At 61.0% G+C, this 21,005-nt stretch carries 19 protein-coding genes; 10 read left to right on the plus strand and 9 right to left on the minus strand.

Annotation, left to right across the window (positions count from 1 at the left end; genetic code table 11):
• Positions 1-22: 22 nt before the first annotated feature.
• The 10 genes from pheA to ACQ4MS_RS02630 all read left to right on the plus strand — a co-directional run bounded on the left by pheA (position 23) and on the right by ACQ4MS_RS02630 (position 10,615).
• Positions 23-1,105 (plus strand): prephenate dehydratase, encoded by a 1,083-nt coding sequence (gene pheA, locus ACQ4MS_RS02585; RefSeq protein ID WP_431097538.1) that lies wholly within the window; start codon positions 23-25, stop codon positions 1,103-1,105.
• A gap of 33 nt (positions 1,106-1,138) precedes the next feature.
• Positions 1,139-2,017, plus strand: a complete 879-nt coding sequence (locus ACQ4MS_RS02590) for a prephenate dehydrogenase (RefSeq protein WP_431097539.1) — start codon at positions 1,139-1,141, stop codon at positions 2,015-2,017.
• Positions 2,018-2,028: 11 nt separating this feature from the next.
• Positions 2,029-4,017, plus strand: a complete 1,989-nt coding sequence (locus ACQ4MS_RS02595) for a bifunctional 3-phosphoshikimate 1-carboxyvinyltransferase/cytidylate kinase (RefSeq protein WP_431097541.1) — start codon at positions 2,029-2,031, stop codon at positions 4,015-4,017.
• A 150-nt stretch (positions 4,018-4,167) separates the two neighbouring features.
• Entirely contained in the window at positions 4,168-5,853 is a 1,686-nt protein-coding gene (rpsA, locus tag ACQ4MS_RS02600) for a 30S ribosomal protein S1 (protein ID WP_431097542.1), read from the plus strand.
• Positions 5,854-5,922: 69 nt separating this feature from the next.
• Positions 5,923-6,237 (plus strand): integration host factor subunit beta, encoded by a 315-nt coding sequence (locus ACQ4MS_RS02605; protein ID WP_348043247.1) that lies wholly within the window; start codon positions 5,923-5,925, stop codon positions 6,235-6,237.
• A 63-nt stretch (positions 6,238-6,300) separates the two neighbouring features.
• On the plus strand, positions 6,301-6,585 hold the full coding sequence (locus ACQ4MS_RS02610; protein ID WP_431097544.1) for a LapA family protein: 285 nt from the start codon (positions 6,301-6,303) through the stop codon (positions 6,583-6,585).
• Positions 6,575-7,720 (plus strand): lipopolysaccharide assembly protein LapB, encoded by a 1,146-nt coding sequence (lapB, locus tag ACQ4MS_RS02615; RefSeq protein WP_431097545.1) that lies wholly within the window; start codon positions 6,575-6,577, stop codon positions 7,718-7,720. The genes ACQ4MS_RS02610 and lapB overlap by 11 nt, the downstream gene beginning before the upstream one ends.
• A 114-nt stretch (positions 7,721-7,834) precedes the next feature.
• Positions 7,835-8,782: a D-glycero-beta-D-manno-heptose-7-phosphate kinase gene (gene rfaE1, locus ACQ4MS_RS02620; RefSeq protein ID WP_431097546.1), complete on the plus strand. Its 948-nt coding sequence runs from the start codon at positions 7,835-7,837 to the stop codon at positions 8,780-8,782.
• Between the two features lie 27 nt (positions 8,783-8,809).
• Positions 8,810-9,817 (plus strand): ADP-glyceromanno-heptose 6-epimerase, encoded by a 1,008-nt coding sequence (rfaD, locus tag ACQ4MS_RS02625; RefSeq protein WP_431097547.1) that lies wholly within the window; start codon positions 8,810-8,812, stop codon positions 9,815-9,817.
• Positions 9,818-9,967: 150 nt separating this feature from the next.
• Positions 9,968-10,615, plus strand: coding sequence for a ComEA family DNA-binding protein (locus ACQ4MS_RS02630; RefSeq protein ID WP_431097548.1), 648 nt, complete (start codon positions 9,968-9,970; stop codon positions 10,613-10,615).
• A 114-nt stretch (positions 10,616-10,729) separates the two neighbouring features.
• Here the strand turns inward: ACQ4MS_RS02630 and ACQ4MS_RS02635 are convergent, their stop codons facing one another.
• From ACQ4MS_RS02635 to ACQ4MS_RS02675, 9 genes are all read right to left on the minus strand, one after another.
• On the minus strand, positions 10,730-11,266 hold the full coding sequence (locus ACQ4MS_RS02635; protein WP_431097549.1) for a DinB family protein: 537 nt from the start codon (positions 11,264-11,266) through the stop codon (positions 10,730-10,732).
• Between the two features lie 30 nt (positions 11,267-11,296).
• Positions 11,297-12,079 carry a hypothetical protein gene (locus tag ACQ4MS_RS02640; RefSeq protein WP_431097550.1) on the minus strand — a complete coding sequence of 261 codons (783 nt, stop codon included), beginning with the start codon at positions 12,077-12,079 and terminating at the stop codon, positions 11,297-11,299.
• On the minus strand, positions 12,080-12,694 hold the full coding sequence (locus ACQ4MS_RS02645) for a glutathione S-transferase family protein (protein ID WP_431097552.1): 615 nt from the start codon (positions 12,692-12,694) through the stop codon (positions 12,080-12,082).
• A gap of 78 nt (positions 12,695-12,772) precedes the next feature.
• Complete coding sequence (locus ACQ4MS_RS02650) at positions 12,773-16,414, minus strand: hydantoinase B/oxoprolinase family protein (RefSeq protein WP_431097553.1); 3,642 nt, start codon at positions 16,412-16,414, stop codon at positions 12,773-12,775.
• A 55-nt stretch (positions 16,415-16,469) separates the two neighbouring features.
• On the minus strand, positions 16,470-17,072 hold the full coding sequence (locus ACQ4MS_RS02655; protein ID WP_431097554.1) for a hypothetical protein: 603 nt from the start codon (positions 17,070-17,072) through the stop codon (positions 16,470-16,472).
• Between the two features lie 18 nt (positions 17,073-17,090).
• A complete protein-coding gene (locus ACQ4MS_RS02660) occupies positions 17,091-18,068 on the minus strand; it encodes a TRAP transporter substrate-binding protein (protein ID WP_431097556.1) in 978 nt (325 codons plus the stop codon).
• A gap of 37 nt (positions 18,069-18,105) precedes the next feature.
• Positions 18,106-19,398: a TRAP transporter large permease gene (locus tag ACQ4MS_RS02665; RefSeq protein WP_431097557.1), complete on the minus strand. Its 1,293-nt coding sequence runs from the start codon at positions 19,396-19,398 to the stop codon at positions 18,106-18,108.
• Between the two features lie 20 nt (positions 19,399-19,418).
• Complete coding sequence (locus ACQ4MS_RS02670) at positions 19,419-19,928, minus strand: TRAP transporter small permease (RefSeq protein ID WP_431097558.1); 510 nt, start codon at positions 19,926-19,928, stop codon at positions 19,419-19,421.
• 98 nt (positions 19,929-20,026) lie between these two features.
• Positions 20,027-20,995, minus strand: coding sequence for a TRAP transporter substrate-binding protein (locus ACQ4MS_RS02675; RefSeq protein WP_431097559.1), 969 nt, complete (start codon positions 20,993-20,995; stop codon positions 20,027-20,029).
• Between the last annotated feature and the right edge of the window lie 10 nt (positions 20,996-21,005).

Here is a 21,005-nt window from a genome sequence, read left to right on the forward strand (position 1 = left end):
CGCGGCTCGGACGGCCCCTGATATGACCACCAACCTTGCCGATTTACGCGTCCAGATCGATGCTCTGGACAGGGAACTGCTTGCCCTGATGAACCGCCGCGCCCAAATCGCCGAGCAGGTAGGGGAAGTTAAAAAGCGCGAAGGCACGCCCTTCTTTCGTCCGGATCGCGTCGCCCAGGTCATTGAGCAGATCCAGCAAGCCAATCAGGGACCGCTCAAAAATGAGCATGTTGCTGCCGTATGGCGTGAAATCATGTCAGCCTGCCTTGCACTGGAATCTCCTGTGCGTGTGGCGTATCTCGGTCCTGCTGGCACTTTCAGCGAGCAGGCAGCGTTGCAGTTTTTTGGTGCCAGCATCGAGCACGTACCCTGCGTCAGCATCGACGAGGTTTTTCGGGCGACGGCAGCCGGCAGCGCCAGCTACGGTGTTGTGCCGGTCGAAAATTCAACCGAAGGCGTCGTGTCCCGGTCCCTTGACCTTTTCCTGAACTCGCCTCTGCATATCGTCGGCGAAATCAGCCTGATGGTGCGCCATAACCTCCTGCGGCTTTCCGAGTCCCTTGAGGGAATCGAAGCCGTGTACGCACACCCACAGGCGCTGGCCCAATGCCAAGGCTGGCTAACCACACACCTGCCCAACGTGGAGCGACGCGCGGCATCCAGCAATGCGGAAGGCGCGCGCCTCGCGTCTACCAACCCCGCTTGGGCAGGCATTGCCAGCGACCGGGCGGCCACGCAATTTGGGCTGTACACGGCAGCCCACGCCATTCAGGATGACGCATTTAACCGCACGCGTTTTGCCGTGGTGTGTCTGCCGCAAACGCTGCCTTCTCCGCCAGTCTCCGGGAAAGACTGCGTCAGCCTGGTGGTGTCTGTGCCGAACCGTCCGGGAGCGGTTCATGACATCCTGATGCCCCTGAAGGCGCACGGCGTCTCCATGACCCGCTTTGAATCGCGCCCGGCGCGATCAGGTCAGTGGGAATATTATTTTTATATCGATTTGCAAGGTCACCCTTCGCAAGACCACGTCATGGCGGCGCTGGCCGACCTGCAACAAATGTGTGCCTTTTACAAGGTTCTCGGAACCTACCCTGTCAGCGATTAATGCACGAATTAAAAAAACCTTTGGTACCACGACATGTTTGAACAATTAGGTCTCATCGGATGCGGCCTGATGGGCGGTTCTTTTGCCTTGGCGCTCAAGCGCGCCGGGTTGGTCAAGCGCGTGGTCGGCTACAGCAAGTCACCGTCGACGACAGAGCGCGCACGCCAGATGGGCGTCATTGACGTCGAGGCGCCTTCCGCCCTGCTGGCCGTCTCGGGGGCTGACATTGTCCTTCTGGCGGTACCGGTTTCAGCAACCGAAGCCACCTTCAAGGCGATCCGCCACCTTGTTGGCCCGAACACCCTGATCATGGACGTCGGCTCCACCAAGCGCGACGTGGTCGATGCCGCGCGGCGGGTACTGCAGGGCAACGTCGGCTCTTTTGTACCCTGCCACCCCATCACCGGCAAAGAAGTGTCGGGGGTCGAACACGCCGACGTAGATCTCTACAACGGCAAGCAGGTCATCCTGACGCCGATAGAGCGGACTTTCACGGTTCAGTTGCAAAAGGCCACTGAGGTATGGACTGCCATGGGCTGCCATGTCCTCAAAATGTCCCCGCAGGCACATGACGCAGCCTACGCTGCAGTCAGCCACCTTCCTCACCTGATCGCCTTTGCGCTGATCAACGGCATTACGGGGCAGGAGCACGGGAAGGATTACATGTCCCTCGCCGGACCAGGTTTCCGCGACTTCACGCGCATCGCCGCCAGTGATCCAAAGATGTGGCGCGACATCCTGATCGCCAACCGGGAAGAGTTGCTGGCACAGTCGAAGATCTTCCAGCAGACCCTGCAGTCCCTTGAGCAGCTTATTTCCGGCAGCAATGGCGACGGCCTCGAAACACTCATCGAGCAAGCCAGCGAGACGCGCGCCAACTGGCGCATCTCTTCTCAAAAATCGCATAAGTAAACCGGCAGTTCATGTTCGACATCGAGTTCCTGGACATCCCGCCCTTGAGCGGCGCGGGAGGCGCCGTCCGCCTGCCCGGATCCAAAAGTATTTCCAATCGCGTCCTGCTGCTGGCCGCCCTGAGCCACGGCGAAACCACAGTCCACGATCTCCTGGCCTCTGACGACACTGCCGTGATGCTGGCGGCACTCAGGCAGCTTGGCTGCGAGGTAAGGCAGGACGGCAGCACCGCGGTGATCACCGGACTTGGCGGCCGAACCGCTCACACGCCGGCCAAGCTGTTTCTGGGCAATGCCGGCACTGCCATGCGGCCATTGACGGCCGCGCTGGCTTTGCTGGGCGGGGAATTTGAGCTCTCCGGTGTGGCCCGAATGCACGAAAGGCCTATCGGCGACCTGGTTGATGCCCTGCGGCAATTGGGCTGCTCCATCGACTATCTGGGCAATGAAGGCTTTCCGCCCCTGCGCCTTCGTTCCGGGCCGCTCAAACTGAACGAACCCATCCGGGTGCGCGGAGACGTTTCCAGCCAGTTCTTGACGGCCCTGCTGATGGCTCTGCCGATTGTGGCTGCCAATGACATCTGCATTGAAGTAGTAGGGGAACTGATTTCACGGCCGTATATTGAAATCACGCTCAAGTTGCTGCAACGCTTCGGCATCGACGTGCGGCGCAAAGGCTGGGAACAATTCATCATCCCGGCCGGCAGCCGTTACCAGTCGCCCGGAGAAATCCATGTGGAGGGTGACGCCTCTTCCGCTAGCTATTTCATAGCACTTGGCGCAATAGCGTCGGGCGCTGCAGGCAAAAATGGCGTTGAAGTTTTGGGTGTGGGCGCCGACTCCATCCAGGGCGACATCCGTTTCGTAGAGGCCGCACGCATGATGGGCGCACGCATCGACAGCACGCCTAATTCACTGCGCGTCTCGCGCGGCACATGGCCGCTCAAGGCGATTGACCTGGACTGCAACCACATTCCCGACGCCGCGATGACGCTGGCGGTGATGGCGCTATATGCGGACGGGACCACCAGTTTGCGCAATATCGCCAGCTGGCGCGTCAAGGAAACTGACCGTATCGCCGCGATGGCCTGCGAGTTGCAAAAGCTCGGCGCCACGGTGGAAGAAGGGGCGGATTACCTCAAAATCACGCCGCCCCTAACCGGTGGATGGAAAACCGCTCCCATTCGCACCTACGACGATCACCGCGTAGCCATGTGCTTTTCTCTGGCCGCCTTCAACCCAGCCCGGTTGCCCATCCGGATTCTTGATCCCAAATGTGTCGGCAAAACATTTCCGGACTACTTTGAGGCCCTGTTCACGGTCGCCAAAGCGGATACTGACCACATTCCGGTGATTTGCGTCGATGGTCCCACCGCGTCGGGCAAGGGAACCCTGGCGGCGCTGACCGCCCAACGGCTCGGTTACCACTACCTTGACTCCGGCGCCCTGTACCGCTTGAGTGCATTTGCCGCTTTACGTGCCGACGTTTCGCTGGATGACGGCGCCGCTGTCGCGCAAGTCGCCCGCGCCATGTCAGTTCGTTTTCAGGGTGACCGGGTTTTCCTCGGTGCGGAAGATGTGTCGGAAGCGATCCGTTCCGAAGCGGCCGGGATGGCCGCCTCCCGGGTTTCAGCCCATCCTGAGGTTCGCGCTGCGCTGCTGGCCCTGCAGCATAGTTTCCGGCAGCTGCCCGGGCTGGTGGCAGACGGACGGGACATGGGCACCGTCATTTTCCCCGACGCCCCCCTCAAAATCTACCTGACGGCCAGTGCCCGCCATCGCGCTGAACGCAGGCATAAGCAATTGATTTCAAAGGGAAATTCAGCTATAATCAGCGAGATTCAGCAAGATTTAGAGGCACGTGACGCCCGCGATTCCTCGCGAAAAGCCGCCCCTTTGAAGCCTGCTGATGACGCCCATCCGCTGGACAATTCGTATTTGTCGATTGAAAAGTCGGTCGATCAGGTGATTGACTGGTGGCAAGGCACCCGGCCCTTCTGACCCCCGACGCGCACCCTGCGCTTGGTCAGCAGGTTCATTAACGTAACCCGCAGCCTTATTCAACGTCTGGCCGCAAACAACCGCCGCAAGCAGCTATAAAAACAATAGCAATCCCGCTATTGGAACCCTGTTGTGTGGACTAGGAAAATCATGTCTGAATCTTTTGCCGATCTATTTAACGAATCGCTCCAGCGCTCTGAAATGCGCACCGGTGAAGTCATCACCGCTGAAGTCGTTCGTATCGACCACAACCACGTCGTCGTCAACGCCGGACTGAAGTCCGAGGCCTACGTGCCGCTCGAAGAATTCAAGAACGACCAGGGCGAACTCGAAGTCCAGGTCGGCGATTTCGTTTCCGTTGCCATCGACTCCGTCGAAAACGGCTATGGCGACACCCTGCTGTCGCGCGACAAGGCCAAGCGCCTGGCTTCGTGGATGAGCCTGGAAAAAGCCCTGGAGTCCGGCGAATTCGTCACCGGTCAGACCAGCGGCAAGGTCAAGGGCGGCCTTACCGTCCTCGTCAACGGCATCCGCGCTTTCCTGCCCGGTTCGCTCATCGACACCCGCCCCATCAAGGACTTGTCTCCGTACGAGAACAAGACCATGGAATTCAAGGTCATCAAGCTGGACCGCAAGCGCAACAACGTCGTACTGTCACGCCGTGCGGTTGTCGAGGCATCCATGGGCGAAGAACGCGCCAAGCTGATGGAAACCCTCAAGGAAGGTTCTTCCGTCAAGGGCGTGGTCAAGAACATCACCGAATACGGTGCATTCGTTGACCTCGGCGGCATTGACGGCCTTCTGCACATCACCGACATGGCATGGCGCCGCGTGCGTCACCCAAGCGAAGTGGTGACGGCTGGCCAGGAAATCGTTGCCAAGATCCTGAAGTTCGACACCGAAAAGAACCGTGTCTCGCTGGGTCTGAAGCAAATGGGCGACGATCCTTGGATGGGCGTGAACCGCCGCTATCCACAAGGCACCCGTCTGTTCGGCAAGATCACCAACATCGCCGACTACGGCGCATTTGTTGAACTCGAGCCCGGCATCGAAGGCTTGGTCCACGTGTCTGAAATGGACTGGACCAACAAGAACGTTGCTCCTAGCAAGCTCGTGGCACTGGGCGACGAAGTCGAAGTCATGGTCCTCGAGATCGACGAAGACAAGCGCCGCATCAGCCTGGGCATGAAGCAGTGCAAGGCCAACCCATGGCAAGAGTTCGCACAGGAAACCAAGCGCGGCGACCGCGTCAAGGGCCCGATCAAGTCGATCACCGACTTCGGCGTCTTCGTGGGCTTGGCTGCCGGTATCGACGGCCTCGTGCACCTGTCTGACCTTTCGTGGAATGAGCCTGGCGAAGCCGCCGTGCGCAACTACAAAAAGGGCCAGGAAGTCGAAGCGATCGTTCTGGCTGTCGACGTCGACCGCGAGCGCATCTCCCTGGGCATCAAGCAGCTGGACTCCGATCCATTCACCACGTTCGTGTCGATCAACGACAAGGGCGCGATCGTGACCGGCAAGGTCAAGACCGTTGACGCCAAGGGCGCCGAAATCGACCTGGGCGAAGACATCATCGGCTACCTGCGCGCCAGCGAAATCAGCCGTGACCGCGTTGAAGACGCACGCAACGTACTGAAAGAAGGCGACGAAGTGTCCGCAGTTGTGGTGAACGTGGATCGCAAGACCCGCAACATCCAGCTGTCGGTCAAAGCCAAGGACAACGCTGACCAACAGGAAGCCATGGCAACCCTGAGCCAGCAGTCGTCGCGCGAAAGCGCCGGCCTGACCAACCTTGGCGCACTGCTGCGCGCAAAGATGGACAACGCCGAAAAGTAAGCGATTGCCCGCCGTGCAGTTGCCTCTGGGCGGCTGCACGGTGATGCAAGCCAGGACCTAGCCTTATCCATGACCCGAAGCGACCTTGTCGAAGAACTGGCGGCCCGATTCAGCCAGCTGACGCACCGCGACGCCGAATATGCCGTCAAGACGATTCTTGATGCCATGAGCGATGCGCTGGTGCGCGGCCACCGGATTGAAATCAGGGGGTTTGGCAGTTTTTCCATCAACCGCCGCCCGCCCCGCATGGGCCGTAATCCGCGTTCCGGTGAAAGTGTGGCCATCCCTGAGAAGCGGGTGCCCCATTTCAAACCAGGCAAGGCATTGCGGGAAGCGGTGGATGCCCGTACCCAGGAACTCCTGGCGGTCACGGATCCGAAGTAAAGTCTTGCCGTTTTCCCACGGTGGTCTGGCTACAATCGCCAGACCACCACGGGGGATGACCAAGTGAAATACCTCATGTGGCTGCTCAAGGCAGCCATTTTTTTTACACTCTTCGCTTTTGCACTGAATAACCAGCAGACGGTTTCGGTGAATTTTTTCTTCGGTACAACATGGCAGGCACCCCTGGTGCTGGTTGTCTTGACTGTCTTTGCCTGCGGGCTGGCACTCGGCATTCTTGTCATGATGCCGCGCTGGTGGAAAAAGCGCAGATCGGCCAAATATGCCTCGTCCACCATGGGGCCCCATACCGTGACAGAAGACCCGTCAACACTTCACCATGGAATTTGACTTCACCTGGGTCCTGCTCGGTTTTCCAATCGCCTTCACCCTGGGATGGCTGGCTTCGCGACTGGACTTGCGGCAGCTGCGCATCGAAAACCGTCAGGCGCCCAAAGCCTACTTCAAAGGCCTGAACTTTCTGCTCAATGAGCAGCAAGACCAGGCCATTGACGCCTTTATCGAAGCCGTACAGAACGACCCCGACACTTCCGAGCTTCACTTTGCCCTGGGCAACCTGTTTCGCCGCCGTGGTGAATACGAGCGCGCGGTGCGCGTACACGAACACCTGATGTCGCGCGGTGACCTGACACAACCCGAACGTGACCGTGCCCAGCACGCACTGGCCCTGGATTTCCTCAAGGCCGGCCTGCTCGATCGCGCCGAGGCCGCGCTGCGCAAACTCGAGGGCACTCCCTTCGAGGAGGAAGCCCGGCTTGCGTTGCTGTCCATTTATGAACGTTCACGCGACTGGGCCAACGCCACGGAAATCGCCGCCAGGCTGGGTACATCAAGCCACGGCAGCTTCAGTGCCCGGCAAGCCCATTACCTCTGCGAACAGGCCATTGCCTCTATAGCGGCAGGTGATACGGAACAAGCCCTGGACACATTGCGGCAAGCTGTTGCCATGGCCCCGGTATCAGCTCGGCCGCTGATAGACCTGGCCAAACTGCAGCACCAGCTTGGCAAACCACAGGATGCCCTGCGGACGTTGCAGAAGCTGGAAGAGTTGGCGCCGCAGGGCCTGCCGCTTGCCGCAGGCTTGCTTGCCAACATCGCTCAGGCAAACGGCCAGGAAGCCGCCGCGCTGGAGCTGCTAAAGACCAGCTACGCCGATACGCCATCCATCGACGTTGTCGAAGCCATCGTCAAGCTGGAAAAAGACCCCGCATCGGCTCGCCAGTGGTATGCCAGGCACATGGAACGCCAGGCGTCCCTCGTCGCCGCCGGCAAATGGATAGAAGGCGAGCAACTCCAGGACGCGCATCATCACGCCCTGGTGCAGCGCTCGCTGGGCCAGGCAACCAAGCCGTTGATGCGCTATCGATGTGCCGCATGCGGCTTTGAAGCCACCCAGCACTTCTGGCACTGCCCCGGCTGCCAGGCCTGGGACAGCTACCCGACTCGCCGGATCGAGGAGTTATGAACACCCCCGTCGGACGCTCACTGCGTGTAGCGCCTTCCCCCCTTGCAGGGGGCAACAGCTGTGGCCCGGCAAAGCCGGTTCCACGCTGTTCCTTGCATGAGAACAGATAAAAACATGACAACAGTTTCAAAACTATCCCCTGAACAAATCGCCAAAGCGCGTGTGCTGGTGGTGGGCGATGCCATGCTGGACCGGTACTGGTACGGCGCGGTGGACCGCATTTCGCCTGAAGCCCCTGTACCCGTGGTGCGTGTCACGCGCACCGAGGAACGCATAGGCGCTGCCGCCAACGTAGCCTACAACATCGTCACGCTGGGCGCGCAAGCCTCGCTGCTGACCGTGGTGGGCGACGATGAGGCCAGCCACCAGCTGGAAACACTGGTCGCCAAAACCGGCATCGCCCCCTACTTCGGCCGCGATGCACGGCTCAAAACGACGGTCAAGCTACGCGTGATTGGCCGCCAGCAACAACTGATCCGGCTTGATTTCGAGAACACACCGGAAAACGAAGTGCTCGCTTCGCAGTCTGCCACTTTTGAAAAACTGCACACGCAACACGATGCCGTGCTTTTTTCCGACTACGGCAAGGGCGGCCTTGCGCACATTGTGCTGATGATCGCCCAGGCACGCGCTGCAGGCAAAGTAGTACTGGTTGATCCCAAAGGTGCTGACTACGCACGCTACAAGAATGCCAGCGTCATCACGCCTAACCGCGCCGAGCTTGAGCATGTCATCGGCACCTGGAGCGATGAAGCCGATCTGCGCATCAAGGCTCACAACCTGCGCACCACACTCAGCCTCGATGCCCTGCTGCTGACCCGCAGCGAAGAAGGCATGACACTGTTTGATGCCCAGGGCGAACTGAATGTACCCGCCGTGGCGCGTGAGGTGTTCGACGTGACCGGCGCCGGTGATACGGTGATCGCCACACTGGCAGCCATGGCGGCCACTGGCATGAGCCTTCGTGATGCGGTGCCGATCGCCAACCGGGCCGGCGGCATCGTGGTCGGCAAGTTTGGTACCGCAACGGTCAGTTACGACGAGTTGTTTGCCGCGCATTAAATTACGGCTCAGGTTAAAGGATTCACCATGAAAATAGTTGTGACCGGTGCTGCGGGTTTTATTGGCAGCAACATCATCAAAGGACTCAATGCCCGCGGCATCGACGACATCATCGCCGTCGACGACCTGACGCACGGCGACAAGTTCCGCAACCTGGCCGACCTGAAGATCGCCGACTATGTCGACGCCGACGACTTCTATGACCTGTTCTCCGAAGGCGCCTACGGCCAGGTCGAGGCCGTGTTCCACGAAGGCGCGTGCAGCGACACCATGGAAACCGACGGCAAGTACATGATGGACAACAACTACACGCTGTCCTGCGAGCTGTTCCATGCCTGCCAGGACCAGGGCACGCGCCTGCTGTATGCCTCGTCGGCTGCCACTTACGGCGGCTCGGACACCTTTACCGAGTCGCCCGAATTCGAGCGCCCGCTCAACGTCTACGGCTATTCCAAGCTGCTGTTCGACCAGCGCATGCGGCGCGAGCTCGGCGCCCGCTTTGAAAACGCTGCCACCCAGGTCGCGGGCTTTCGCTACTTCAACGTTTACGGCCCACGTGAGCAACACAAGGGCCGCATGGCCAGCGTCGCCTTCCACCAGTTCAACCAGTTCCAGGCCGAGGGCAAGGTCAAGCTCTTCGGCGAATACGGTGGCTACGGCCCAGGCGGCCAGATGCGCGACTTCATCTTCATCGACGACGTGGTGGCCGTGAACCTCTGGTTCTTCGACAACCCAGGCAAGTCCGGCATCTTCAACCTCGGCACCGGCCGGGCCCAGCCTTTCAACGACGTGGCCCTGGCCGTCGTGAACACGCTGCGCAAAGGGCAGAACGCCGCGGCCCTGAGCCTCGAGGAAGCTGTGCGCGGCGGCCTGATCGACTACATCGCCTTCCCGCCCGCGCTCGTCGGCAAATACCAGAGCTACACCCAGGCCGACCCTCGCGCGCTGCGCGCGGCCGGCTGCGATCACGTGTTCGCCGATGTGCAAACCGGTGTGACGGCTTACATGCAGACCCTGAGCGCCGCTGCGGGCTGAGGCTTCGCTCACAGAGCTAGGGTTTTCCTGGCCCGAAAGCCCATTGGGGCCGTCAACGCCGCCCCTCACAAGCCGTTATGAAGAAGACATCCTTTTCACAAGGATGAATCACGTGCTTTCACAACAATCCAATCCTTGAGGGGTTTTCTCATGTTCAAAAAAATACTGGCTTTTGTCGCCGCCATGTACGTGGCCGTGTCGTTTGCCGCCGTTGACGTCAACAAGGCCACTGCGGCCGACCTCGACGGCATCAAAGGCATAGGCCCCGGCATCTCGGCCAAGATCCTCGACGAGCGAAAAAAAGGCAGTTTCAAGGACTGGAACGACTTCATCGAACGCGTCAAGGGCGTGGGCGAGGGCAATGCCGCCAAGTTTTCCGCCGAAGGCCTGACGGTGGGCGGTGCCAGCTTCAAGGGCGTGGCGGCAAACCCGGCCGCCAAGAAAGATGACAAACCCGCTGCCACCGCAAAGAAGGACGACAAAGCAGCCGCCAAAGCCGAAGAGAAAAAAGCCGAAGCCAAGCCGGCCGCGCCTGTCGCCACGGCACCGGCTCCTGTAGCGGTCGCCGAGAAGAAAGACCCCAAGGCCGAGGCCAAAGCCAAGGCTGATGAAGCCAAGGCCAAAAAGGAGGCCGACAAGAAGGCCAAGGCTGACGAAAAGAAAAAGAAGGCTGACGAAGCCAAAGCCAAGGCCGACGCTGAAAAAACCGCCAAGGTCGAAGCCAAGAAGGCCAAGGACGCCAAGCCTGAAGCCAAGGCCGACACCGCCAAGCCAGCCGCCAGCGCCGCCAAGAAGTAAAGCCGCTTCCCCGGTCCCGCAAAAAAACCGCCATCCGGCGGGTTTTTCATTGGCGAATCAAGTTGCAGCGCGTGTGGATCGCTCGCAAGCGGCTATAAAAACAGCAGCACCCTTTCAGATGATGGCGATCAGGTCGGTGGTTCCAGGATCGACGCCGGCCTGCATGAGCAGCGCGGTCACTTGCCCCCGGTGGTGGGTCTGGTGATTGAAGAAATGCGTCAGCGCCTGCCACGCCGGGTGCTCACGCTGCACGCCTCGCGTATTGGCATAGCGCATGGTGCGCAGGGGATAGTCCGGTGGCATGCGGTTCGCGAAATCCTCGATGGCGACATCCAGGCGCTCGCGTTGCGCGCGCAAGGCGGCCCAATCCTCGAACAGCACAGTTCCATGCAGCGCGCCGGCCGGCAGGGCCAGCAGCGAGTCAGGCAGCGCCTCAAAAGTCACGCCCTGCGCGGCGAAGCGCTTCAGCCAGGCCTGGTCGCCCCACATCACGTGGTTGAGTGTATTGTGGATGGAGCCGAAGAAGGCGCCGCGATCACGCTTGCGTTCTTCGTCCGTCAGCTGCTCGCCGGCGTCGTACACATGCTGGTTGAACCAGCGGTTGTAGCGGGCGAGCAAGCGGTAGTTGTCGACGAAAGTAGAGGTGTCCATGGCGCCGCATTATGGGGCCTTATAGGGCTATCAGGCCGTACCAGCGGTTCCGGATTGCTCAATCCGCCGCCGCAAGGCCTGCATCGCCGCGGCGGTGGCCAGCGCGGCACCCAGGGCGATCAGAAAGGCAGCCAGCCGGCCAGTGGCGTCCAGAGCCCAATACAGCGTAATGAAGAAAGCCGCGAAGCCATGCAGGCCCTGCAAAAAACCCGCCATCAGAGAGCGGGTCGCGGCGGCCCCGTAGCGCGGCAAGGTGAAACAGGGCAGCACCGTGCCGGTGATCGGCACCGCCAGCAGCAGGCCGCTGACTGCGGGCGGCAGCACGTCGGCGCCCACGATGATGACGGCGGCCATCGCCACCGCGGCGGCGACGCGCAGCACCAACTCCAGCCCGGGCACCGCGACGGGTGTGGCGGGCCTTACGTGGTGAGCTGCGAACCACAGGCCAGCAGCGGGCGCAGCCAGGGCCAGCAGGCAGGCAAGCACGGGTGCAAGCGACAGTTGCGTGAGAATCGCCGACATGCAGGCATAGGCTACAAGCGCCAGTGGCAGACACACCGGCACGCCCCAGCGCCCGGCGCCGGCAGCGAAGCAAACGATGTGCACAATCGCCGCCGGCAGGCAGACCAGGGTGGCCAAGGCAACCGCCCTCACCTGCCCGGCATCATGGTCCAGCAAGAGGATGGCGATGATGGGCGCAGCAATCATGGGCATTCCGGCCACCGCGCCACCCACGTGGTGGCCAAAACGCCGCGCCGCGAGCGTGGACAGCAGCACCGACAGCGCAACAAGCATGAGTTTGAGGACAAGCATTCAAACCCTCGGAAGCTCCGGCGGCACAAATCCCGCAACGCCCCGGAAGCGCTGCAACCAGGACTGCACAGAAGGAAACTCCGCCGGATCGAATTCCGCGCCCTCATTCAAGGCAACCTCTGGAAAGCAGGCCAAGTCGGCCAGCGTCGGCCTCTCGCCCACCAGCCATGTCCGGCCACGCAGGCGCTGCTCCAGCAGCCGCAGCGCGGCCAGCGCGGTGCTTCTGGCCTTGGTCAGGTCGCCCGCATAACCGAAGCGCGAGATGGCGCGCGTGAGGAACAGGCCCGTACGCACTTCGTTCTGCGCCAGCTCCAGCCATTGCGCCACCTCGGCCGCGGCTGCGGCATCGCCAGGAAGCCAATGCCGCGGCGGGTCGTAACGCAGGGCGATGTAGGTCAATATTGCAGTACTTCCCCACAGCACCATGCCATCGTCGTCCAATGTAGGAATCTGACCGCGCGGATTCAACCGCAGGTACTCCGGCCCCACTTCGTTGCGGCCATCAGGCAGGCGCTTCACCGCCACAGACTCATACGGCACGCGCAGCAAAGCCAACAGCAGCCGCACCTTATAGGAATAGACCGAGGTATCGCGCTGGTACAGCTTTATGCGCATCGCTTCGTCATCGGGTGCGGGTGCGGATGATCTTTGTGCTGCGCGCGCGGCAGGTCGCAATGCGCCTCCCGCAACGGCTCACGCCAACGATCCCTTGCCGTAACCCCCACCGCCCGGCGTATGGATTTCAAAAATATCACCAGGCTGCATCTCGGCTTGCCCAATATGGCCCAGTGTCTCGATCTGGCCGTGCGCCCGGACCACGACGTTCTGCCCGACCTGCCCCGCCTGGCCGCCCGCCATGCCGAACGCGCCGTGTGTGCGGCCATTCGACAAAATGCTGGCAGTCATGGCTTCAAGAAAACGCACTCGCCGCACACCGCCGTTGCCGCCCTGCCAGCGGCCTGCGCCACCGGAACCCTGGCGGATCTCATAGCTTTCCAGCCGCACCGGAAAACGGAACTCGAGCACCTCCGGATCGGTCAGCCGTGAATTGGTCATATGGGCCTGCACGACGGAGGTGCCGTCAAAACCCGACACCAGCTTGCCCGCGTCATCCAGCTTTCCACCGGCACCCGAACCGCCCGAAATGGTTTCGTAATACTGGTGGCGTGCATTGCCGAAGGTGAAGTTGTTCATCGTGCACTGGCCCGCCGCCATCACGCCCAACGCACCGTAAAGCGCATTGGTGATGCAGGTAGAAGTTTCCACATTGCCCGCCACCACCGATGCCGGTGGATTCGGGTTCAACATGGAGCCCGGCGGAATGATGACCTTGAGCGGCTTGAGGCAGCCGGCATTCAGCGGGATGTCGTCATCCACCAGCGTGCGGAACACATACAGCACCGCCGCCATGCACACCGCCGTCGGTGCGTTGAAGTTATTGGTCTGCTGCGGCGATGTGCCGGAGAAATCGATTTCAGCGCTGCGCCCTTTGACGTCAACGCGGATGGCCACCTTGATCTGGGCGCCGTTATCCAGCGGCAAGGTGAACTCCCCATCCTTGAGGCGCGTGATCACGCGGCGCACCGACTCTTCGGCGTTGTCCTGCACATGGCGCATATAGGCCAGCACTACTTCCAGGCTGAAGGTGTCGACCATCTTGCGCAACTCCTGCACGCCCTTTTCATTGGCGGCGATTTGCGCTTTCAGGTCAGCCATGTTTTGCTGCGGATTGCGGCTGGGATATTTGCCGCTTTTGAGCAGCGAAATCATTTCTGCTTCGCGCAGCACACCGCGTTCCACCAGCTTGACATTGTTGATCTGCACACCCTCTTCTTCAATCAAGGTCGAGAACGGCGGCATGGAGCCCGGCGTGATGCCGCCGATGTCGGCATGGTGGCCGCGCGAACCGACGTAAAACGTGGGCTGTTCCGCAGCGCCAAGGTAGACCGGCGTGATGACGGTGATGTCAGGCAAATGGGTGCCGCCGTGGTATGGATCGTTCAGTACATAGACATCGCCGGGCTGCATCTTGCCGGCGTTCTCGCGGATCACCGTCTTGATACTTTCGCCCATGGAGCCCAAATGCACCGGCATGTGCGGCGCGTTCGCGATCAGGTTGCCTTCGGTGTCAAACAGCGCGCAGCTGAAATCCAGGCGCTCCTTGATGTTGACCGAGTAAGCCGTGTTCTGCAGCTGCAGACCCATCTGTTCGGCAATGTTCATGAAGAGGTTGTTGAAGACCTCCAGCAGCACAGGGTCTACCGTGGTGCCCGCCGCAAACTTCACGGCGCGTTCGGCCCTGCGGTCCAGCACCAGGTGGTCCAGCGCGGTCAGCGCAGCCTCCCAGCCCGGCTCCACGACCGTGGTGGCATTCTTCTCGGCAATGATGGCCGGGCCAGAGATGATGTCGCCCGGCCGCAGGTCTTCACGCACAACCAGCGCGGCATCATGCCACTGGCCACCCGAGTACATGCGCACGGTTTCACGGCGCGGCACTTCGCGCGGCTCATGCGTGGCATGGCGCGGCTCAGCGGGTGCGTCGCCCGCTACTACGGCTTCCACCGACACGGCCTCCACAACCAGGCCCTTGCCCTGCATCAAAAAAGCAAACCGCTGGCGGTAAGCCGCTTCGAACCCGGATTCAATCTCGTCCAGGCTGCCAAAGGGCACGATGAGCGCGGAGTCACTGCCTTCATAACGCACATGCACGCGGTGGTGGGTGGTAATGCTGCCTGTGCTGACTTGCTGGCGGTGCAGTTCCCCTTCCGCCATGGCCGCGAGTTCCTTGAGTTTCCCCTCAATTTCGGGGAGCACGGCGGCCGAAAGTTTGAGCTCCACCGCCTGCTCACGAATCACGTTCTGGTCTGCCAGTCCCATGCCGTAAGCGCTGAGCACGCCCGCCAGCGGATGGACAAAGACTTTGGTCATACCCAGTGCATCGGCCACCAGGCAGGCGTGCTGACCACCCGCGCCGCCAAAGCATTGCAGCGTGTAGCGGGTCACGTCGTAGCCGCGCGCCACCGAAATTTTCTTGATGGCGTTGGCCATCTGCTGCACCGCGATGTTGATGAAGCCCTCGGCCACCACCTCGGCGCTGCGGCCGGTCTGTCCTGCCAGTTCGTTGAACTGGGCCTCTACGGCCTCGTAGCTCAAGGGCTCATCCGCGTTGGGGCCGAACACTTTCGGAAAATAGCGTGGCTGCACTTTGCCGACCATCACGTTGGCATCGGTCACCGCCAGGCGCCCGCCGCGCCGGTAGCTGGCTGGGCCAGGGTTAGCGCCTGCGCTTTGCGGGCCAACCCGGAAACGCTCGCCGTCAAACTTGAGGATGGAGCCGCCACCCGCCGCCACGGTGTGGATGCTCATCATCGGTGCCCGCATGCGCACGCCAGCCACCTGCGTCTCAAATTCGCGCTCGAACTCCCCGGCGTAGTGCGATACGTCGGTGGACGTGCCACCCATGTCAAAGCCAATGACCTTGGCGTGGCCTGCAATCGCCGCCGTGCGGGCCATTCCCACAATCCCGCCGGCCGGTCCGGAAAGGATGGCGTCCTTGCCCTGGAATACATGCGCATCCGTCAGGCCGCCCGAAGATTGCATGAAGAACAGCCGCACGCCCGGCATCTCGCTGGCGACCTGCTCCACATAACGGCGCAGGATGGGCGACAGGTAGGCGTCCACCACCGTGGTATCGCCACGACTCACAAACTTCATCATCGGGCTGGTTTCATGCGAGGTGCTGATCTGGGTAAAGCCCACCTCGGCCGCAATGCGCTTGGCGGCCTTTTCGTGCTCCGTGAACCGGTAGCCATGCATAAAAACAATCGCAAGACTTCGCAGCCCTTTCTGGTACTGCGCAAGCAGCTCCTTTTTTAATAGCGCTTCGTCCAGCGCCTGAAGCACCTCGCCTTGCGCGCCCACGCGTTCCTGGGCTTCCACCACCGCGCTGTAAAGCAATTCGGGCAGTACGATGTGTCGGTCAAACAAACGGGGGCGGTTCTGGTAGGCAATGCGCAGGGCATCCCTGAAGCCCCGCGTAGTCACCAGCAATGTCGGCTCACCCTTGCGCTCCAGCAGCGCATTGGTGGCCACGGTCGTGCCCATCTTCACGCAGTCCACCACGTCGGCGCGTATCGGCTCGCCCGCCTTCAGGCCCAGCAAGTGGCGGATGCCGGCGACGGCCGCATCGCGGTACTGCTCCGGGTTTTCCGACAGCAGCTTGTGCGTGACCAGGGAACCGTCGGGTTTTTTGGCCACGATGTCCGTGAAGGTGCCGCCCCGGTCTATCCAGAATTGCCAACGATCGCCGCCCGGTTTTGATGTGGTGTCTTGCATGATTTTTGGTTTCAAAGTTAATGTGTTTTTTGCTGATCCCTATGGATCTGTGTTGTCAGGCCTGGCTTGGCGCGACGCTCCGGGGCGCTGCCGGCCGGGATTTTTTGTCCGGAAAACCTGCCGGCTGTGACCTGCCAATGTACCCAAGTACCGGCGTCAGGTGCTGGATATCCGGCGCGCCCCGCAGGGCCGTCGAAACCGGGCACCAGGGATAGGGAAGACCGGCGACCCAATCCATGACCTCATCCATGTGCGAGGCCGGCAAGGCCTGCATGGTCGCGATGGTGATCGAAAGGCTTTCCGCCAGACACGATGGCGGCGAAAAACACCAATCGTAGCGGCCGCACCCGACCCGCACGACACGGCTGTCTTTTTCCGTCATGACAACCAGCCAGTCACAGCAAAATACCTGTGTGTCGACCCCCGGCGGCGAACCCAGGCAAAAGGTATAGACATTCTCGAAGGTCTGCCCAAAACGGCGCACCAGCACATCGCCGATGGCATCCCGCCCCCGGGACACCGGCGGAAACGAGATCGCACCGGTGTGGACGGTTACCTGCAGCATGGCATCGTCCGTAAAGGCCTGCGCCAGCAGGTGAGGCCGGTTGCCATCCTTGGCATGAAGGTAGGCAGCGATGGATCCGGAAGGGGTTGTCATACGATTCAAAGCCTGTGCTTATTGCGGCATGTAGTACGGCACAAAAATATCGTTGGCTTCGTTGCCCACTGATCGTATCCACTCGCGCGAGAACTTCTCGCCCATGCGCTTGATCTCGGTGTCCAGTTCGGGGGGAATGCGTTCAATCTTCACACCGTTGGCGCGCAATTCTTCGGTCGCGCTGGTGGCCAGTGCCTGGCTGGTCTGCCAGCCGCGGACTTCCGCCTCACCCGCCGCCTTGAGCACGGCAGCGCGCGCTTCGGGCTTCAGTGCATCAAAGACCTTGCTGTTCACAAACACCGCATTTTTGGGGAACCAGGCATTGATCTCGTAGTAATACTTGATCGAGCCCCACACTTTGTTCTCAACGCCGGTCAGCGCCGACGTGATCATGTTGTCCATCCGGCCTTCGGCCAATGCCTTGCCCACATCGACCATGGCCACGTCCACCGGCTTGGCGCCCAGCATTTCCGCGATGCGTGTGGTCGTCTGGTTGTAGGTGCGCATCTGGGTGCCGCGAAAGTCCGCCGGGCCCCGCACCGGCTTGTTCGAATGCAGGCCTTGCGGCGGCCACGGCACGGCATAAAGGAGCTTCATGCCATGCTCGGTGAAATGCTTTTCAAGGCCGGGCCGCTGCAACTTCCATAGGCGCTGCGCGTCCTTGTAGGAGGCGACGACGAAGGGAATGGAGTCCGCGCCCGCCAGCGGAATTTCCTTGACCATGCTCGCCATGATGGTCTCGCCTGCTTCGGCCTTTCCCTGCCGCACGGCCGCGCTGATGTCCGCCAGCTTGGCCAGCGTGTTGTTGGGGTACACCTGTATGACGAGCTGTCCGCGCGTGGCCAGATCCACATCGCGCCCAAACTGCAGGAGGTTTTGCGTATGGAAGGACTCTGCCCGGTAGCCCGTGGCCAGCTTCCAGGTTGTCTGGGCCATTACGGTGGGGACGTGGCCCAGCGAAACCGCGCACAAGGCGGACATCAAAAGCTTTTTCATGGGAACTCCTGAAAAGAAGTGGCTGCTTGCTGTTGGGCTACATATGACGTGGCAGCCACAGCACCACATCGGGAAAGAAGTAGGTGATCAATACCGCAACAATCATGAGAAAGAACAAGGGCAGCGCCGTGCGCGCGATCCAGGTCACCTCGCGCCTTGTCAGGCCCTGGATGACAAAAAGATTGAACCCGACCGGCGGTGTGATTTGGGCCATCTCAACCACCAGCACGATGAAGATGCCGAACCAGATCAGGTCGAACCCGGCGGCTTGTACCGTCGGCAGCAACACCGCAATGGTCAGCACGACAACCGAGATGCCGTCCAGAAAGCAACCCAGCACAATAAAGAAAGCGATCAGCCCCAGCATGAGCATGAAGGGAGAAAGATGGAGTGCGCCGATGAATTCAGCCAGGTGCCGCGGCAGGCCGATGAAACCCATGGCCAGGGTCAGGAAAGCCGCGCCGGCGAGGATCAGGCCGATCATGCAGTAGATGCGGCAGGCGGCGACCAGCCCTTCCTTGAACTTGCTCCAGTTCAGTGAACCCTCGATAGCAGCCAGCACAAGCGAGCCGGCCACCCCCAGCGCAGCGGCTTCCGTAGCGGTGGCAATGCCGCTGTAAATGCCGCCCAGCACCACCACGATCAGCGACACCACGGGAATCAGGTGGCGCGACGCATAAATCTTCTGGCCGAAACTCATGGCCGCGTCAGCCGCAGGCACCTTGTCCTTGTTGAACAGCGCCCAGACCACGATGTAGCCCATGAACAGCGCAGCCAGCATCAAGCCTGGAATCACACCGGCCAGAAACAGCTTGGCGATCGACACATTGGCGGCCACGCCATACACGATCATGATGATGGACGGCGGGATCAACAAGCCCAGAGTGCCCGCGCCGGCCAGCGTCCCGACGGAAATGTCGTCGGGGTAGCCACGTTTTTTGAGCTCGGGCAGGGTGATCTTGCCGATGGTGGCGCAGGTGGCCGCCGACGAGCCCGAAATCGCGGCGAAGATGGTGCAGCCCACCACGTTGATATGCAGCAACCGGCCCGGCAAACGGTCCAGCCAGGGCGCCAGCCCTTTGAACATGCTGTCGGACAATTTGCTGCGAAACAGGATTTCGCCCATCCACAGAAACAGTGGCAGCGCGGTCAGCGTCCAGCTGGAGGTTGAGCCCCAAATGGTAAGCACCATGCTGTCTCCCACAGGCCGCTGGGTCAGCAATTCCATTCCCAGCAAGGCCACAGCCAGCAAAGACAGCCCGATCCACAAACCCGATCCCAGCGCCACAAAAAGCAGCACGATCAACCCGAAAGCAATAACGACGTCCATTTTGTTTTTCCTTTCGGGATTTATTCGACGTGGGCAGCTTCAGTGGAGACAGCAATGAAGCTGCCGCCGTACCAGCGCTCGACCAGCGCCTGGACAAAAGACAGTGCGAAGCCGATGCAGCCCAGCGCCATGGCCAGCTGAGGAATCCACAGCGGGGAGGCGTCTGCTGCCGGTGAAATGTCGTGCGTGCTGTACGACACCCAGACCAGCCGTATCGCATACCAGGCCACATAAACCGCCAGGGCCAGCCCGGCACCCAGGGACCACCACTCAAGAATGCCGCGCACCCTGGGAGAAACGCGTTCAAGCAACAGGGTTACGCGGATGTGATCGCCGTGCTGAAGCGTGCCGGGAAGCGCGAGGAACAGGGCCGCCGCAATTGCATACCCAGCGTAAGCGTCTAGACCAGGAATATCCCAGTTCGCCTCACGCGCCAGCACACCCAGCATGACGGTGCAAAAAGCCGCCAGCATGGCCATACAGGACAAGCCCATTAGCAGTTTGTAAAAATTCCGGACGAGTTTGCTCATCACGTGCTCCTGCATCGATCAAAGAAAGGAAAAGAAAGCAGCGGGCCTTCTGCCGACGGGTCTGCGTTGCACAGACAAACCCGCCCGCCGCGGCAAGGCTACTTCTTGCGGTAAGCGTCGATCACAGCCTGCCCTTCGGGGCCAGCGGTCTTCAGCCATTCAGCCGTCATGGTCTCGCCGATGGCAGCGAGTTCTTTCTTGACGCTGTCCGAAGGCGCGCTGATGGTCATGCCCTTGGCGGCAAGTTCTTTCATGTATTCACCATCCAGCTTTTCGCTGGTGGCCCAGCCGCGCTGCTCTGCAGCGGCAGCGGCCTTGAGCAGCGCATCCTGGGTGGGCTTGTCCAGCGCGTCGAACGCCTTCTGGCTCACCACTGTTGCATTGCGCGGAAGCCAGGCGCTGACGGGGTAGAAGTACTTGACCTGCTCATGCAACTTGCTTTCCACGCCGCTGGCACTGGACGTCAGGAAATTCTGCACACCACCAGTGGCCAGGGCCTGGCCCAGTTCGGCCAGCTGGATGGTCACCGGTTGCGCCTTGAGGAGCTGGGCGATACGCGTCGTTGCCGGGTTGTAGGCACGCATCTTGGTACCGGCAAAGTCGGCCGGCGTGCTGATGGGCTTGAGCGAGTACAGCGACTGGCCGGGCCATGGCACGGTGAACAGGACCTTGACCCCCTGGGAGGCCAGCAGCTTGTCCTGCGCGGGTTTGGCCGCAACATACAGGCGCTTTGCATCAGCGTAACTGGTAGCCAGGAAGGGGATGGAGTCAGCGCCGAACAGGGGGTTCTCGTTGGCAGCACCGGAAAGGATGAACTCGGCCGCCTGCACCTGGCCGGTCTGAACCGCACGTTTGATCTCGTTGGTTTTGTAGAGAGAACCACCCGCGTGCAGTGTGATCTTGAGTTTGCCGCCAGTCAGCTGCTCTACCTCGTTGGCGAACTGCTGCACGTTCTGGGTCTGGAAGCTGTTGGCGCCATAGCCGGTTGGAAGGTCCCATTTGGTTTGGCCCCACGAGGCGCCGAAGGCGGCAATGGCAGCCAGGGAAACAAGCAGTTTTTTCATCATGATCTCCAGT

Source organism: Polaromonas aquatica (assembly GCF_050626995.1).
Classification (GTDB): Bacteria; Pseudomonadota; Gammaproteobacteria; order Burkholderiales; family Burkholderiaceae_C; genus Polaromonas; species Polaromonas aquatica_A.

Coding starts and splice junctions, on each gene's coding strand:
- pheA (WP_431097538.1), top strand. CDS start 23: ATGACCACCAACCTTGCCGATTTACGCGTCCAGATCGATGCTCTGGAC.
- ACQ4MS_RS02590 (WP_431097539.1), top strand. CDS start 1,139: ATGTTTGAACAATTAGGTCTCATCGGATGCGGCCTGATGGGCGGTTCT.
- ACQ4MS_RS02595 (WP_431097541.1), top strand. CDS start 2,029: ATGTTCGACATCGAGTTCCTGGACATCCCGCCCTTGAGCGGCGCGGGA.
- rpsA (WP_431097542.1), top strand. CDS start 4,168: ATGTCTGAATCTTTTGCCGATCTATTTAACGAATCGCTCCAGCGCTCT.
- ACQ4MS_RS02605 (WP_348043247.1), top strand. CDS start 5,923: ATGACCCGAAGCGACCTTGTCGAAGAACTGGCGGCCCGATTCAGCCAG.
- lapB (WP_431097545.1), top strand. CDS start 6,575: ATGGAATTTGACTTCACCTGGGTCCTGCTCGGTTTTCCAATCGCCTTC.
- rfaE1 (WP_431097546.1), top strand. CDS start 7,835: ATGACAACAGTTTCAAAACTATCCCCTGAACAAATCGCCAAAGCGCGT.
- rfaD (WP_431097547.1), top strand. CDS start 8,810: ATGAAAATAGTTGTGACCGGTGCTGCGGGTTTTATTGGCAGCAACATC.
- ACQ4MS_RS02630 (WP_431097548.1), top strand. CDS start 9,968: ATGTTCAAAAAAATACTGGCTTTTGTCGCCGCCATGTACGTGGCCGTG.
- ACQ4MS_RS02635 (WP_431097549.1), bottom strand. CDS start 11,266: ATGGACACCTCTACTTTCGTCGACAACTACCGCTTGCTCGCCCGCTAC.
- ACQ4MS_RS02640 (WP_431097550.1), bottom strand. CDS start 12,079: ATGCTTGTCCTCAAACTCATGCTTGTTGCGCTGTCGGTGCTGCTGTCC.
- ACQ4MS_RS02645 (WP_431097552.1), bottom strand. CDS start 12,694: ATGCGCATAAAGCTGTACCAGCGCGATACCTCGGTCTATTCCTATAAG.
- ACQ4MS_RS02650 (WP_431097553.1), bottom strand. CDS start 16,414: ATGCAAGACACCACATCAAAACCGGGCGGCGATCGTTGGCAATTCTGG.
- ACQ4MS_RS02655 (WP_431097554.1), bottom strand. CDS start 17,072: ATGACAACCCCTTCCGGATCCATCGCTGCCTACCTTCATGCCAAGGAT.
- ACQ4MS_RS02660 (WP_431097556.1), bottom strand. CDS start 18,068: ATGAAAAAGCTTTTGATGTCCGCCTTGTGCGCGGTTTCGCTGGGCCAC.
- ACQ4MS_RS02665 (WP_431097557.1), bottom strand. CDS start 19,398: ATGGACGTCGTTATTGCTTTCGGGTTGATCGTGCTGCTTTTTGTGGCG.
- ACQ4MS_RS02670 (WP_431097558.1), bottom strand. CDS start 19,928: ATGAGCAAACTCGTCCGGAATTTTTACAAACTGCTAATGGGCTTGTCC.
- ACQ4MS_RS02675 (WP_431097559.1), bottom strand. CDS start 20,995: ATGATGAAAAAACTGCTTGTTTCCCTGGCTGCCATTGCCGCCTTCGGC.